Annotated in this window: 11 protein-coding genes; all 11 read left to right on the top strand. The window is 36.6% G+C overall.

Going from position 1 to position 16,443, the window contains the following annotated elements:
• Positions 1-1,209, top strand: coding sequence for an ABC transporter ATP-binding protein (locus tag A5868_RS10620; RefSeq protein WP_010780256.1), 1,209 nt, complete (start codon positions 1-3; stop codon positions 1,207-1,209).
• Complete coding sequence (locus A5868_RS10615) at positions 1,209-4,370, top strand: glycosyltransferase (RefSeq protein WP_087654160.1); 3,162 nt, start codon at positions 1,209-1,211, stop codon at positions 4,368-4,370. Before A5868_RS10620 ends, A5868_RS10615 begins: the two co-directional genes overlap by 1 nt.
• Positions 4,371-4,374: 4 nt before the next feature.
• Positions 4,375-6,519 carry a glycosyltransferase family 2 protein gene (locus A5868_RS10610; RefSeq protein WP_086303516.1) on the top strand — a complete coding sequence of 715 codons (2,145 nt, stop codon included), beginning with the start codon at positions 4,375-4,377 and terminating at the stop codon, positions 6,517-6,519.
• Positions 6,520-6,658: 139 nt separating this feature from the next.
• Complete coding sequence (locus A5868_RS10605) at positions 6,659-9,370, top strand: hypothetical protein (RefSeq protein ID WP_217808895.1); 2,712 nt, start codon at positions 6,659-6,661, stop codon at positions 9,368-9,370.
• 211 nt (positions 9,371-9,581) lie between these two features.
• Positions 9,582-10,973, top strand: a complete 1,392-nt coding sequence (locus A5868_RS10600) for a sugar transferase (RefSeq protein WP_086303518.1) — start codon at positions 9,582-9,584, stop codon at positions 10,971-10,973.
• A 14-nt stretch (positions 10,974-10,987) separates the two neighbouring features.
• A complete protein-coding gene (locus A5868_RS10595; protein WP_087654159.1) occupies positions 10,988-12,028 on the top strand; it encodes a glycosyltransferase family 2 protein in 1,041 nt (346 codons plus the stop codon).
• 15 nt (positions 12,029-12,043) lie between these two features.
• Positions 12,044-12,916 carry a LicD family protein gene (locus tag A5868_RS10590; protein ID WP_086303519.1) on the top strand — a complete coding sequence of 291 codons (873 nt, stop codon included), beginning with the start codon at positions 12,044-12,046 and terminating at the stop codon, positions 12,914-12,916.
• Positions 12,917-13,618, top strand: a complete 702-nt coding sequence (locus A5868_RS10585; RefSeq protein ID WP_086303520.1) for an IspD/TarI family cytidylyltransferase — start codon at positions 12,917-12,919, stop codon at positions 13,616-13,618.
• Positions 13,619-13,628: 10 nt separating this feature from the next.
• Positions 13,629-14,684, top strand: a complete 1,056-nt coding sequence (locus A5868_RS10580; RefSeq protein WP_086303521.1) for an NAD-dependent epimerase/dehydratase family protein — start codon at positions 13,629-13,631, stop codon at positions 14,682-14,684.
• The gene (locus A5868_RS10575; protein ID WP_087654158.1) at positions 14,684-15,661 is read left to right on the top strand and encodes a glycosyltransferase family 2 protein; all 978 of its coding nucleotides are present in this window, start codon (positions 14,684-14,686) and stop codon (positions 15,659-15,661) included. Before A5868_RS10580 ends, A5868_RS10575 begins: the two co-directional genes overlap by 1 nt.
• A 10-nt stretch (positions 15,662-15,671) precedes the next feature.
• On the top strand, positions 15,672-16,443 hold a 772-nt coding region (locus tag A5868_RS10570), incomplete at its 3' end, for a LicD family protein (protein WP_087654157.1).

Raw genomic sequence — 16,443 nt, 5'->3', positions numbered from 1 at the left:
ATGACTGAAACAGTAATTGAAATTAACCACTTAACAAAGAAATACGATATGTATAAGAAACCTTCTGATCGTTTGAAAGAAGCTTTAAGTCCAACAAGAAAAGTGTACCACGATGTCTTTTACGCGTTGAATGACGTTAACGTTGAAGTGAAAAAAGGTGAGATGATTGGTTTCATTGGAGAAAATGGGTCGGGAAAATCGACTATTTTAAAAATCATTACCGGCGTACTGACTCCTTCTGAAGGAGAAGTGAAAATTGAAGGAAACATCGCGGCACTTTTGGAGCTGGGTTCAGGATTCAATCCAGAATACAGCGGGTACGACAACATTTTCCTAAACGGAATGGTATTAGGGTACTCTCGTGAAGAAATGGCTGAGAAGGTCGATGATATCATCAATTTTGCAGATATTGGCGACCACTTGTATCAGCCAGTTAAAACATATTCCAGCGGGATGTTTGTCCGTTTGGCTTTTGCGGTAGCTATCAATGTTGACCCGGACATTCTGATCGTCGATGAAGCGTTGGCCGTAGGGGACTTAGAGTTCCAATTAAAGTGTATGGAAAAATTTACTGAGCTGCGCAATGCGGGGAAAACGATTCTTTTCGTTTCCCACGATGTTAATGCGGTGCGTCGTTTTTGTGACCGGGTATATTGGTTGAAAAATGGTGTAGTAGAAGCAGAAGGCGAAACGATGGAGATCACGGAAGATTACGAAAACTTCCTGAAGAAGAAATCATTAAAAACCGTCGATCGCGACAATTCAACATCAGAAGAATTTTCTGCTTACGATATTGTGGAAGTAAAATCTGCTGAATTATTGGACGGAGATCTGCAACCGTTAGAGATCATCGAACAAGATAGCAAGGTCGTAGTGAAGGTGACCTATAATGTCAAAGACGACTCTATTAAAAAACCAGTTCTAGGTGTCGCGATTCGTACAGTAGATAATAACTATGTTTGCGGCTTGAATACACTGTTAGATGAAGAATCGATTCCTTGGAAAAAGGGAGAGAATGTCTTTTATCTTGAATATGAAAAAATGGCACTTTTAGGCGGCGAATACTATTTTGACGTGGCCCTTTTTGAAGAAAATGCAACGGTGCCGCTAGTTTACAAAACGAGATATATGACTATGTTTATCTCCGGTAAATATGTCGGTGAAGGCATCGTCGTTTTGGATCATAAGTGGAAGGACACGATTAAATAATGAAGTATGATTTTGATTTGTCTTTGGAAGAACATACAAGTGTCGGGAAAATTATCAGTCAGATTACAGAAGGTTCGACTGTCTTAGAATTTGGTCCTGGCAATGGTCGGATGACTCAGTATCTGATCAATGAAAAAAAATGTGAAGTATCGATCGTTGAATTCGATCCGGTCTTATTTAAGCACGTCATGGGCTTCTCCCAGGACGGCTTTTTAGGAAATATTGAAGAATACAAATGGAACGATCATTTTGCGACTAAAACCTTCGATTTCATTATTTTTGCGGACGTGTTAGAGCATTTGACCGATTCAGAGAGAGCACTACAAGAAGCCAGCAAATTTTTGGCGCCTAACGGAGAAATTTTGTTGACGTTCCCGAACTTGGCTCATAATTCTGTTTTGATTGACTTGTTCAATAATAAATTGAATTGGAAGCAATACGGTCTTTTGGATCGCACACACAATAGCTTCTACACACAACAAGGCTTTGAAGAACTGTTTGAGCGAATCGGATTAGCCGTTCGGCGAGAAGACTTTACCTATGCTCAAGTTGGACAAAATGAATTGTCAGCTAGCTATGAAGAACTGCCTGAAATGGTACGTTATGATTTCAAAAATCGTCCTTTTGGGGAAGTTTATCAATACTTTTATGCTTTGCGCAAAGAACCTGTGGAACAGCCAGAACGTGTGGTACCTGTGAACTCCAATTACAACAAGCAAGTACAATTGGCTTATTTAATAGAGGACACATTCGAGATCGAACCGTATATTTTTAATAATCAAACCAATGAAAATAAAACAACGGTTCATCAAGCACCGTCTAACGCAGAAAAACTACGAGTAGTAATCGGTAAAGTGCCTGCAACAATCGAATTATCTATCGTAGTTGGAAACAAACTATTACCGATCGAAGAAACAAATGCTTCTTGGTATCAAGAGGACCTGTTTTTATTCCCTAATATTAAAGAAGAACCGTATGTCATTATCGACGGTACGTTGGTTGCAGGCAAGGAATTTACGGTCTCTGTCAATGTTTTGAATGAAGAAGAATTTATTTCCTCTGAAGTGAAAGTCATGCAGGATGTCGCGAACGAAAAAGAGAAGAATCGTCTTCTTTCACTGAAATTGCACTATTTCGATAAGTACGATTATCAATTGAAGACCATTCCATTTGAGGAAGCAACACCTGAAATGAACGGAATCAAACTAACAATTGAGTCGATTGAAAACAACGAGGCTGAAAATGAAGCTATCATCAAAGGCTGGGGATTTTCAGAAGCACATCATTTGCCACTGGACTATCTACTGGCAGACTCGATGAATGCTGTACAAGTGAATGCTATTTATCGTCCTGATGTGAATGAAGTTTTCGGGATTGATTCGACTGAAAAATTTGGATTTATTTTAACAGTTAAAAATAGGCAGGTAGTGGATGACATTAAACTACTAGTAATTGATGATCACGATCAGATCTATCCGATTGTCGCGAAAAATGCAAAACCGAAAAATCCGCCGGTAACAAAAAAAATCCGTCATTTATTGGGATCAATCAAACGAAATGGCTTTGCTGGTGCAGTGAAAAACTATCAACGCTCGAAGCTGTTAAGCGCCAACTACGAAGAATGGATGACGAAGGTCGAAGCACCCACACGAGAGCAATTGATCGAAGCATCTAAAGAATTGCCTTTTCAACCGAAAATTTCTCTTGTCGTGCCGGTTTACAATGTAGATGAAAAATGGCTGCGCGCGTGTGTAAAATCATTAACGGATCAAGTGTACCAAAACTGGGAGCTTTGTTTGGCAGATGATGCGTCTCCTAAAGCGCATATCAAACCACTGTTGCAGGAATTGGCTGCTGCGGATGAACGTGTAAAAATTGTTTTACGCGAAAAAAATGGTCATATCTCTGAAGCAACAAATTCTGCGATTGCTATCACAACTGGAGAATATATCGGCTTTTTAGACAACGACGATATTTTGGCAGATACAGCATTATTGGCAGTTATCAACGCACTGAATGAAAATCAGAACCGTGAATTCATTTATACAGATGAAGACAAGCTTTCGATGAGTGGCAAACGATTCGATCCATTCTTCAAACCTAATTGGAATGAAACGTTGCTCTTAGGACACAATTACATCACCCATTTTGTTGTTGTGAAGCGTTCGGTCATTGATGCCGTGGGTGGATTGAGAACGGAATTTAACGGAAGCCAAGACTATGATTTTGTTTTACGTGCTACCGAAGCCGCAAAGGAAATTTACCATATTCCCAATATTCTGTACCATTGGCGAACGATCGAGACTTCTGTAGCGATGGATCCTCAAAGCAAAGAATACGCTTATGTGGCTGGCCAAAATGCTTTGCAGGCAGCGCTGGAGCGTCGAAAGCTTAAGGGTGTCGTAACAATGACGAAAAATTATGGTGCGTATAAAATTGACTTCAGCTATGAAGCAGAGCCAAAGGTTTCAATCATTTTAAGCGGCAATCCCAGCGAAAAACAACTGACGGCACTTTTAGCCACTGACTGGACGGATATTGAAATTTTGATGCCACACTCGCCCATTGCTGACGAGCGCATTCGCGTGATTGAAGGAAAAAATGAAAATGAGCTGGCTAAGGAAGCGACAGGAGAGTATCTCGTTTTCTTAGCAGAAGAATTGGTTCCAACCAAAAATACCTGGCTGAAAGAAGCGATGAACTTTGTCCGTCTTCCAGATGTCCATGCGGTAACGGGTAAAGTGATCAGTAAAGATGACGCAATCTTGAATTGCGGGGTACTGCTTGATCCAGAAAATGAGCGGGTCGTATACGAACAGCAAGGCCTATCGAACAAGACTATCGGAACCTATTTCCGTCCCACATTGCCACGTGAAATTTATACGGCAACAGAAGACGTGATGATCCTTACAAAAGCGGATTTCTTAGCTTTAGGAGGCTTCGATTTGTCTTTACCGACGCAAGTTAAGGGAATTGACTTCTCAATTCGATTGTCAAAAGAACACAAACGATTGATTTTCGATCCTTACTTCGAAGTTCGCTATCCTGGTGAAAATCATTTTAGTGTAAAAAGTGATGCCTACGCAACGTTAGCGAAAAAGTATTCTCAAGAATTGAACGATCCATTGATCAATCCAAATCAATTCAGCATAGGAGGGTAATCCAATGGCAAAAAATGAACAAGTTTGCATTGATCAATGCAGGTATCATCCAAAAACAAAACAAATGGAAATAAAAGGATGGGCGCTCGATCTGGATTCAAAAGCAGTACCAACGATCGAAATCCATTCTGAGAATGTGATCAATGACAAAATCGAGTGGTATCCTCGTTCGGATGTAGCAGCCGCTCATAAAACGAGTGCCAGTCTTGCTGTGGGGTTTAATATAACGATTGAAGCAGCCGATCCATCTGTGCCTCTTACCCTTGATTTTGTTTTTAGAGACCACATTCAAAGTAAGGCTTTTACACCGAATGAAGAAATCATGAAAGAGCCAAAACAACCGTCGCAGATTCATGCAATTTATGGAAAAGCACGTAGAGGTCTGGGCTATCTGAAGCGTAATGGGATCAAGGGGACGCTGAGACGCATCAAGCTAGAACAATCAAAGCAATCTGATGAAACCTATCAAACATGGATCGCTGAAAATGAAAATTGGGACCTTGAATCGATTAAGTCAGAAATTGCAGCCTTTAATTACCAACCCGTGATTTCGATTTTGATGCCGGTATATAATGTAGAAGAAAAATGGCTAGCAAAATGTATCGAATCCGTTCAAAATCAGTTTTATCCAAACTGGGAATTGTGTATGGCGGATGATCACTCTACCGATGCGTCAGTTAGACCGCTATTAGAAAAATACGCCGCTCTAGATTCACGAATCAAGATCGTGTTCCGTTCTGAGAATGGACACATCTCGAAAGCAACTAACTCTGCGTTAGAGATTGCTACAGGTGAATTCGTTGCGTTATTAGATAATGATGATGAGTTAGCACCGATCGCGCTGTATGAAGTCGCAAAACGTTTGAATCAAAATTCTGATTTGGATTTGATCTATAGCGATGAAGACAAGATCGATATGGATGGCAAACGTTTTGATCCAGCATTCAAGCCGGATTGGTCACCGGATTTATTGTTAGGGACCAATTATATTTCTCACCTGGGTGTCTATCGTCGCTCAATCATGGAGAAAATCGGTGGCTTCCGAGTCGGCTATGAAGGGTCGCAAGACTACGATCTCGTCTTACGCTTTACTGAGCAAATCCCTTCAGAGAGAATCGCTCATATCCCGCAAGTGCTGTATTATTGGCGTATTTTACCAAGTTCAACTGCGGCGGATCAATCAACCAAGAGTTACGCGTTCGATGCTGGCTTAAAAGCTGTTCAAGATGCAATACAACGACGCGGAATTCAAGCGACCGTGAATCATGCAGCTGGAAACGGACTTTACGATGTCGATTATAAAGTGTTGTCCGAGGATTTGGTGAGTATAATTATTCCCACGCGAAATGGTTATGACGATGTAAAACGCTGTATCGATTCAATCATTGAAAAAACAACGTATCCAAATTACGAAATCGTCATGGCCGATAACGGCAGCGATCAGCCTGAGATGCAGGACCTTTATGCAAACTACCAGAAACAATTAGGTGATCGCTTTGTAGTAGAATCAATCGATATTCCCTTCAACTACTCTCGCATCAACAACTTAGCCGCGAAAGTCGCAAAAGGAAAATATCTGCTATTCTTGAATAACGATACCGAAGTCATCACACCAGAATGGATGACCAAGATGGTCTCCTTTGCACAGTTTGATCGTATCGGATGTGTCGGTGCCAAATTATACTACCCTAATAATACGATCCAACATGCTGGAGTCATTCTAGGCATGGGTGGTGCCGCTGGTCATGGGCATCATACCTTCCCACGCGGAGATTTTGGTTATTTCGGGAAATTAGAGATCAATGTCGATTACTTAGCAGTTACCGCTGCATGCCTAATGATACGTGCAAAAGACTTTGCTGAATTGAATGGTTTTGATGAAGAGCTAACAGTTGCCTTTAACGACGTTGATTTATGTTTGCGAGAATACGAAAAAGGACACAATAACGTATGGCTGCATGGTGCTGAATTGTATCACTTCGAATCCCAATCTCGCGGCTACGAAAATACGCCAGAAAAACAAGCTCGATTCGAAAAAGAAACCAAGTACATGGAAGATACGTGGACCAAGTATATCGAAAACGATCCTTATTATAATCCAAACTTGACGAGAGTCGGAGGAGACTTCTCGGTGAGGGTAGGGAAGTGAGTAACCAAACCATTGGTTACTCTTTTTTATATTTTATAAGAGCTTTCCACACATCTAATATGATAAAATAGTGATAATCAGATTAGGGAAAGTTGGGAGGTGTGTCAAATAATCATTTTTTGGTTATTTGGCATTGGCTATGAAAAAGAAAAAAATGTTACTTAACTTATCTTTGTTAGTTCTTTTGTGTTTACCATTAGTAGGATTTACGTATTCAAATGAAGAATCAACAATAGAGAGTAGAGAATTATCGAGCATGGTGCAGTCAGAAGTAAACAGTACTGATGACACCCTTGCTGAATCAGAACAGACTAACGATTCTTCAACATATAACTCAGAAACAATTGAATCAACAGCAACAACGAACAATGAAATATCAACAGAAGAATCCCAACATGACGTAATAGATAATGGTATCCCCAAAGTACGCGCGGAACGAATAGGAGAAAAGTTCTATATTTCTATTACACATGAAAACTATGTTCTGTTAAAGGAACTTGGTGGAGAAAGAATTAACGACAGTGGGAAAAACTATCAGAAAACTTTCTCTGCACAAAAGATGATAAGCGAAGAAGGTACAGAGTATTATTTGCTAACTACTCCTAAAGAAGAGTTGGGGTATATTCTTCCGTCAAGCACTGAAATAGTAGTTGGAGAAGAGGGTAAACTAATTCAGGAGACAGATAAGTTTGCAAGTATTTCCTCAACAACCGAAAAAATGTTCACTCCTGATTTCCAAGAATACGGAACAACAGAAGCATTCAAAGATCGTACGTTTAAAGTTGAAGGATTTTATAATCATTTCAATGGAGAAAAGTATTTCTTATTAAAGGATTCTTCTGATCAATCAATCGGTGTCGTCAATGCAAAAGCAGTTGAAATAGGTTCTCATCCGGCAGGTAAAAAACATTCAATGAATGAATATTATTCAGTCGTAAAAAAGGATCAAAAGGTTTGGAAAAATTTGGATCTTGAGGAACTAGGATCGACGGCAGCAATCGCAGAGAAAACCTTCAATGTCAAGGAGTGGTATTACCATTATAATGGAAAGAAGTATTATTCACTCTATGATAGTAACAATACTTTTAGAGGTATTGTGGAAGAAGGGACGATCAAGAAAGCCGGAAACCAAGGGGGTGTTTGGTTCGGAACAAATCAATATATCACTATTACGAAAAGTAACTGGACAATTTGGAAAGATTTCAATTTTAACATAGGAAGTTCGACCAAAAATATCTACCAACGCACGTATCGAGTGGCAGGTTACTATAATCATTTTAATGGGATGAAATATTTGTCTGTTTATGACAATCAAGGGCAATGGCAGGGGTATTTGAATGAAGGGGCAACTGAAAAAGTCACTACGCTTGGCGGCAAATGGTACGGGACGAATCAGTATATAACTGTAATTAAAAATAATTGGGCAATTTGGAAGGATTTCAATTTTAACTCGGGTAGTTCAACGAAAAATCTTTATCAACGTACTTATCGGGTTACGGGTTTTTACTATCATTTTAATGGAACAAAATACTTATCTGTTTATGATGGTAGAGGTAAGTGGCAAGGATATTTGAATGAAGGTGGGACTGAAATAGTTGGTAGTCCTGGGGGGAAATGGAACAGTGCGAATCAGTATATAACCGTAACTAAAAATAATTGGACAATTTGGAAGGATTTCAATTTTAACTTGGGTAGTTCAACGAAAAGTCTTTATCAACGTACTTATAGAGTAACCGGGTGGTATCGTCATTACAACGGTTCGAAGTACTTGTCTGTGTATGACAACAAGGGAAAATGGCAAGGATATTTGAATGAGGATGGAGCTCAAAACGTTAATAATCCAGGTGGAAAATGGAACGGAACTACTCAATACGTTACGGTTAATAAAAATAATTGGACAATTTGGAAAGATTTTCATTTCAAAACTGGAGTTTCAACAAAACAGATGAATACTAAAACGTATAAAGTTACTGGATGGTACCGGCATTATAATGGAACGAAGTACCTGTCTTTGTATGATAATAAAGGGAAATGGCAAGGCTACTTAAATGAAGATGGTGTTTCCAAAGCAAACGGTGCTCAAGGAACAGGATTTTCGATGAATAAATCGGTACTTGTAGTTAAGAGCGGCTATTCTATTTGGAATAATTTTAGTTGGAAAGAGAAACTACGTACCAATTCACTGATTAATAAAACCTATCAAATAAAATGGTATTACAAACATATGAATGGTTCTACCTATTATTCACTGTATGAATCGAATGGGAAATGGTTGGGATATGTCAATAGTGGGGCCGTTAGAGAAAGAAGAGGTGCGGCTCACTATTTAGGAACGAGCCGGCAACGAATAATAAATGAGCTAACTGCCCATCAAAATGATCGCTTTTATTTAGGTACTCCCTATCGAGGATTAAATTCAAGTAACCCCGAGCCTTATATGGTGCCATATGGTGCGCCAAATCAATATGGTCCTGGAATGAACTGTACAGGATTTGTAGCATGTGTGATGCGACGAAGTGGTGGAAATTTGCAACGTATATCGGGAATTACACAAGGGTGGGGTAGCTACGCAAATGCCTATAATTGGCGCGATGCTTTGATGAGAAATACAGAATATTATACGTTCAATTCAGTCGATGCTTTGTTAAAAAGTGGAAAAGCCCAAAAAGGAGATATTATATACTTTGATCCTGTTTGGAGTGATATCAACTATGATTGTCATATTGGTATTTTTTGGGGGAATAGTTCCAAGGAAAATCGGATATGGCATCAAGTATTAGCAGGAAACATGCAGTCACATATATTCTCTGGAACCCGTTTTTCTAAAATATTTCTTTTTCCTCAAGATTAAATGGAAAAATATACACTCAAGTTTTAATTATTTATTCTATAATTTTTCCTAAATAATCAAGTCTTAATTTAGATGGAAAAGCGATTAAATCAGTTGATTTAGTCGCTTTTTATTCTTTTCTTTTTTATTACTTTTTTTACGAATACTACTCTTTTTATAGCCTGTATGGTAAGATGTGTAATGGATTATTTTGTGGATTAGGAGTGTTTGTATGAATAAAAATGGCGAATGGAGCGCCGCACGTCGACTATTTATTATTTTGATGGACGTGATCGTTTATAATGTCTCCATCTACTTTAGTTTCTTGCTAAAATTTGGTGGAAGTATTCCAGTCAGAAACTTTCAAACGTTTGAAAGTTCTGCATTGTTTATTTCTCTTTTCTTTATTATATTGAATGTTTTACTAGGTGCTTATGTTTTCTACAATCGAATTATGAGTGACATTGTCTTTGTAACAGTTATTGGCCAATTTCTTATGTCATTAGGGATTATGATCATTACCTTTGCGGGGCGGTGGTTTGCTTTTCCGAGAACTGTAATTTTGATTTCTTTTCTTTTAGGAACGATATTATTGATCATTTATCGTACGATTATCTATAAAGCGTATATGAAGCTAAGTTCAGATAAGAAAATTACTATCTTGGGATTTGAGAAGGATGTCGCACCGGCAATTCAAAATTTTGGCTCACAAAAAAACAATAAACATAAAGTGCAATCTGTCGTGATAGATCATTTTTATGAGAATTTGGTTGAAATTATTGATGATTTAGATATCGTGTATCTAGCTTCGGATATTGAAGAATTAGAGAAGCTGAAAGTCTATCAGTTAGTCACTAAAAAAGAAAAGAAGCTATTCTTAAATACGACGTTTGAAAATTTAGTGACGATCAATCCTAACATCATGAACTTTGAAGATGAAAGCATCATTGAATCATCTGGCTTTAGAATCCCTTCTGAAGATGCGATGTTTAAGCGTATTTTTGATATTTTAGTTTCACTGATTTTACTAGTAATAGCCTCTCCATTCATGTTGGTTACTGCAATTTTAGTTAAAGTAACATCGCCTGGTCCAATTATTTATAAGCAAATACGAATTACTCAAGATCAAAGAGAATTTCCAATCTACAAATTTCGGTCAATGAGCGCGACGGCTGAATCAAAATCGGGTCCTGTTTTAGCTAAAAGTAACGATGCTCGGGTAACGCCGGTGGGCAAATTTATTCGTGCAGTACGTTTCGATGAATTACCTCAATTGATCAATGTTCTTAAAGGGGATATGTCCATTGTCGGGCCTCGGCCGGAACGCCCATTTTTTGTGGAGCAATTTAATAAAGAGAATCCTTACTACTATCTACGCCATAACGTTCGTGCAGGAATCACGGGGTACGCTCAGGTTTATGGGAAGTATGCTTCGGACTACAACAGCAAATTAAAATTTGACTTGTTGTATATCAAGAAGTATTCTTTTATGCTGGATTTAAAAATTCTATTACAGACGATTAAGATTCTGTTCGATAAAGTTTCTTCGCAAGGATTAGAAGAAGAGGAAATATGTACATCATTAGATAAAATGGATTTTCCAAGAGAGAAAATTCTTCAATAATTCGGGGTGAAAGAATGTCTACACCAAAATTTAGTATTATTATTCCAGTTTTTAACGCTGAAGTTAGTATTATTAGAACAATTGACGTTTTAAAAGAGTTTGCTAACATTAACTTTGAAATAATATTAGTCAATGACGGATCTACTGATGGTACGGAGAGATTAGTAAACGACAGCATTGGTGATGATCCTAGGTTTCATCTGTTTACTAAGAAAAATGAAGGCCCTGGTTTGGCTAGAAATTACGGTATAGAACGTGCAAAAGGAGAGTATCTTTTATTCTTTGATGCGGATGATTATCCTGAAAAAACAATATTAGATGACTATGCATCAATTATTTCTGATTACCCTAAGCTAGACTTGATTATCAGTTCTTTTACCTTTAGAACACTGAATCAGGAAAAGGTTGCTGATGAAAAGGAATACTTAATAACTGAACATGTTTATGATGACAATGAAGAATTTTTATCTAATATGTATGAACTAATGAATAAACAGTTAATGTATGTTGTATGGAACAAATGTTATAGAAGAGATACAATTATTAAAAATAAGATTCGTTTTAAAGACTATCATAGTTGTGAAGATCGGATTTTTAATCTGGAATACTATAAGCACTGTTCTCTAGTTTTTATGAATCCTAAAGTTGAGTATGTTTATGAATTTGACGGCGGTCAAGGAATTACTAATCAGTATAGTGAAGAGAAGTTCGCTACTTTTAAAGAATTCTATAATCGAAGCAATGCTATTACTAATTACGAAAATAAGGAAGGCATGGCAGCCTTGTTACTTAAAGGAACGACATCAGTAATTTTTTCTATTTTAGAAACAGAGAAAATTACTAGAAAACAAAAGAAACTTGAAATTAATACAATATTGAATGATGTGTCGATTATAGAGGCAAGAAAGATTGCTGTAACTGATACTACAACAAAAAAAATTACTAAACTTCTTTTTAATATGCCAAAACCATTACTTCTCTTAGTACTTAATACCGGAGCTTTTGTGGATACAAAGATGCCTGGGGTAATGGCTTTATTGAAGAGAAAATATTGATGATTGAGGTATTGTATGTACAGTAAAGATAAACAATTACGTCGAGTGCAAGAGAATAGTTTAAAACTTGCAAAATATTTTTCTGATTTTTGTGATAAAAATGGGTTGCTATGTTATTTATGTGGAGGTGGAGCTATCGGTTCAATTCGTCATCAAGGTTTTATTCCATGGGATGATGATTTAGATTTTTTTATGCCTAGAGATGATTATGATAGATTGATAAAATTATGGGCAGAGCAGGAGGACAATGGCAGATATACTTTACTGAGAGCTAATAAAGATTACAATGACCGCAACTCTTTCACAACTATGCGAGATAAAGAAACTACCTTCATAAAAACTTATCAAGCGGACTTAGCTATTGTTCATGGAATTCAAATTGATATTTTCCCCTTGGACATAGCCCCGACTAAAAGTTTTCAGAGAAAAATCCAAAAGTTTTGGGCTTTAGTATATGCTATTTATTGTAGCCAACAAATCCCACAAAATCATGGGAAGTTTTTTGCTGGATTGGGTAAAGTTCTCTTATACTTGGCACCAAGTCAACAAAAAAAATATCATGTGTGGAAATTTGCTGAAAAAAAAATGATGAAATATAATTCTACGACTACAGGTTTTGTTACAGAACTATGTGTAGGACCTAAATACATGGGGAATGTATATCCTGAAAAAGATTTTTCTGCTGCCAAGAAAACTGCGTTTGAAGATGTAGAACTACCGATACCAATAGGTTATGATAATTATCTGTCGAATGTCTTTGGAGATTATATGAGACTACCACCAGAAAATCAGAGAACGGCTCATCATGAAACGGTATTTATTGATCCAGATAATTCATATAAAAAATATAAAGATATTTACTATTTAACTAATAAGGAGGACAAATAAGTGATTACAGCATTGATTATTGCCGGTGGCGTTGGAAAAAGAATGGGGCAAGACATTCCTAAACAATTTATTACAATCGAAGGGAAACCGATAATCATTTATACTCTTGAATCTTTCGAACAGCATCCCATGGTTGACCGAGTATTGGTCGTATGTAAACACGGTTGGGAAGAAACGTTATGGGGCTATATTAAGGAATATGGACTAAAAAAAGTTCAGTGGATTATTTCTGGAGGATCGAAGGGACAAGAATCCATCAACAATGGTGTTCAATTCCTTAAAGACTACTCTGAAGAGAACGATACAATTATTATTCACGATGGGATCCGTCCATTAGTCGATGAAATCGTTTTGTCTGATGTCATCGTTAAATGTCAAGAGCATGGTAACGGTGTAACTTCACTTCCGTATAATGAACAAATTTTCTTGAAAGATACAGAAGAAACGACAAAGCAATATATTGATCGAAATACATTACGTCGAGTTTCAACACCTCAGGCTTATCAATTCGGTAAATTGAACTGGGCATATGATAAAGCCATTAAGGAAGATATCGGAATGACGGATTCTTCTTATACAAATACTATGATGGTTGAACTTGGTGAAACTCTGTATTTCGCAGCAGGTTCGGATAAAAATATCAAATTGACGACTAAAGATGATTTAGAACTCTTTAAAGCATATTTGAAAATGAAGGATTAGAGGTGGAAGTGTGTTATTAGAAAATGAAATCTATTTAGCGGAGTTAGATAAGATTAATCATGCGAAAAACGATTGGAACAAGATCGATAACCACTCCTTTTTGATTATTGGTGCAACTGGAATGATTGGTTCATATATGATCGACGTTTTGATGAATCGAAATGTGAAATACAAATCGAATATACATGTCTATGCAATGGGAAGAAGCCTGCAACGTTTGGAAAAACGCTTTTCTATGTATTTAAACACTCCTTTTTTTCATATGGTGGAGGGTGACGTAACTCAGCCGATTAGTCTTAGCAAAGACGTAGATTATATTTTCCACGGAGCTAGTAATACACATCCAAGAGCATATTCTTCAGATCCCATTGGTACAATTATGACCAATTTAATGGGAACACAGCAGGTATTGGAATTTGCAGTTAATACTAAACCGAAACGAATAGCCTTTCTATCAACCGTTGAAATCTATGGTGAAAATAGAGGAGACGTGGAGAAGTTCACTGAAGATTATTGTGGCTATATTGATTGCAATACTTTAAGAGCCGGCTACCCAGAGGGAAAACGAGCTAGTGAAAGTCTGTGTCAAGCATATATTGCTAAGCATGATTTAGATATTGTTATCCCTCGTATTTGTCGTACCTTTGGACCTACGATGTTGCTGAATGATTCAAAAGCGTCCTCTCAATTTATTATGAATGCTGTGAATAATGAGGATATTGTTTTGAAAAGTGAAGGAAATCAATATTTTTCTTATGCGTATGTCGGAGATGTAGTGTATAGTTTACTTTACCTATTGGCGCATGGAGGAAATGGTGAAGCTTATAATATTGCAGTCCCAGAGTTTGATATGCATCTTAAAGATTTGGCTCAAAATTTAGCAAATATAAATCAGAAAGAAATCATTCTTGATTTACCAGACGAAGAAGAGCGCAAGGGTTTTTCAAAAGCAAGCCAAGCTATCTTAGCTTCAAATAAAATTGAATCCATCGGATGGAAACCTTTATTTGGCTTGAATGAAGCTTTAAAAAATACAGTAGAATTAATCAGAAATGAGCTAGTCTAATGTGCGAGATAAGTATTATTGTTCCAGTATATAACGTAGAGAAATATTTAAATAAATGTGTGGATTCCATTTTAAATCAAACGTTTAAAGATTTTGAATTAATATTAGTTGATGATGGATCTCCGGATAATTCAGGAGCAATTTGTGATCAATATGCTAAGAAAGATTCTCGTGTCAAAGTAATTCATAAATTAAATGGCGGATTAAGTGATGCAAGAAACGCTGGGATTGATGTAGCTAATGGAAAGTATCTTGGTTTTATTGATAGTGATGATTATATTGCAAAGGATATGTTTGAACTTCTTTATACCAACATTGTTAAAGAAGATGCAAACTTGTCAATTTGTGGAATCTATCATGTATATGAAGGAAAAGAACCTGAAAAAAAAGCTGAGAAGTACATGGTTCTTAATCAAGATGAAGCAACTGTACTCATTTTTCACGGTAATCAAATTTCAGACCACGCAGTTAATAAATTATACAGCAGATCGATATTTTCTGAATTGAGATACCCTCTTGGAAAATATCATGAAGATTCATTTACTATAGTCGGTATTCTTGATCAGTGCGAAAGAATAGTCGTGGATACAAAGCAGAGGTATTATTATTACCATCGAGATGACAGTATTACTAGTCAAACTTTCTCAAAAAAACATTTAGAATATATAACAGCCTGGGAACAGAATGAAAGAAAAGTAGCAGGTCGTTCGAAAGAAATTGAAGATGCTGCTCATCAACGTGTGTGTTTTGCTAATTTCTTGGTATTAGATAAAATTGTCAATGCAGACATGGAAAAATCAGTTCCAGAAATTAATACTATAGTGAATTATCTGAAAACAAACTATATGTTCATTATGAAGAATAAAATTTTTACGAGAAATAGAAAACTAGCGCTTAGTATGTTGATGATAAGCTTATCATTTTATAAACTACTATCTAAATTTCAAAATGGAGTAATTAACAAAAAAAATAAATAGGTGGTTTGAAATGAAAAAGTTGACAATTACAGAGGTTCAAGGACGAAGTTTAGATATTCTTAGTTATATTGATGAAATCTGTAGGGGAAATGACTTAAAGTATTCAATCTTCTATGGAAGTTTGATTGGCGTTGAAAGACATTCTGGTTTTATTCCATGGGATGATGACATTGATATTGTTATGATAAGAGATGATTATGATCAATTAATGAAGTTATTATCGAAAGAGTCTTCAAAATTTAAATTATTAAGCTTTGAAACTTCAACTAATTATCGCTATCCATTTGCAAAATTGGTTGATACGGAAACAACTGCCAAATCTAAACAATTTTTTAGTTATGAAGATCCCGAGTTTGGTGTGTTTGTTGATATTTTTCCAATTGATGGTATCCCGAAAAATAAAGAAGAGCAAGATAAATATCAACTAGAATGTGAATCATACCGAATAAATATGATGGATACACTTGGTTTAGCGTATGCTAGGTCGTATTCTTTAATAAAATCTCTTGGTAAATTAATTATTAAGTCATTGTATCATAAGAAGTTAAAAAAAATTGGTGATGACAATTATTGGAGAATAAAATACAGTGAAGCAACTAGAAGGTATGATGTTAACCGGTCAGATTACTGTGGGTACTTAGAGTTCATAAATATAAATTGGGGAGTATTTCCAACAGATTGGTTTAAAGAGTTTGAAGATGTTGAATTTGAGGGAAGAAAATTTTTGGCTATAAAAAACAGAAGTGATTTTTTGACGCTAAGATACGGTAATTATATGAAGA

Source organism: Enterococcus sp. 12F9_DIV0723 (assembly GCF_002174375.1).
GTDB lineage: Bacteria > Bacillota > Bacilli > Lactobacillales > Enterococcaceae > Enterococcus_A > Enterococcus_A gilvus.
The sequence above is the reverse complement of the archived record's forward strand: the minus strand, read 5'-3'. Positions and strand labels throughout refer to the sequence as shown.

Excerpts from the sequence above, each read along its gene's own strand:
- A5868_RS10595 (WP_087654159.1), top strand. The coding sequence starts at position 10,988 with ATGTCTACACCAAAATTTAGTATTATTATTCCAGTTTTTAACGCTGAA.
- A5868_RS10610 (WP_086303516.1), top strand. The coding sequence starts at position 4,375 with ATGGCAAAAAATGAACAAGTTTGCATTGATCAATGCAGGTATCATCCA.
- A5868_RS10615 (WP_087654160.1), top strand. The coding sequence starts at position 1,209 with ATGAAGTATGATTTTGATTTGTCTTTGGAAGAACATACAAGTGTCGGG.
- A5868_RS10575 (WP_087654158.1), top strand. The coding sequence starts at position 14,684 with ATGTGCGAGATAAGTATTATTGTTCCAGTATATAACGTAGAGAAATAT.
- A5868_RS10605 (WP_217808895.1), top strand. The coding sequence starts at position 6,659 with ATGAAAAAGAAAAAAATGTTACTTAACTTATCTTTGTTAGTTCTTTTG.
- A5868_RS10600 (WP_086303518.1), top strand. The coding sequence starts at position 9,582 with ATGAATAAAAATGGCGAATGGAGCGCCGCACGTCGACTATTTATTATT.
- A5868_RS10590 (WP_086303519.1), top strand. The coding sequence starts at position 12,044 with ATGTACAGTAAAGATAAACAATTACGTCGAGTGCAAGAGAATAGTTTA.
- A5868_RS10620 (WP_010780256.1), top strand. The coding sequence starts at position 1 with ATGACTGAAACAGTAATTGAAATTAACCACTTAACAAAGAAATACGAT.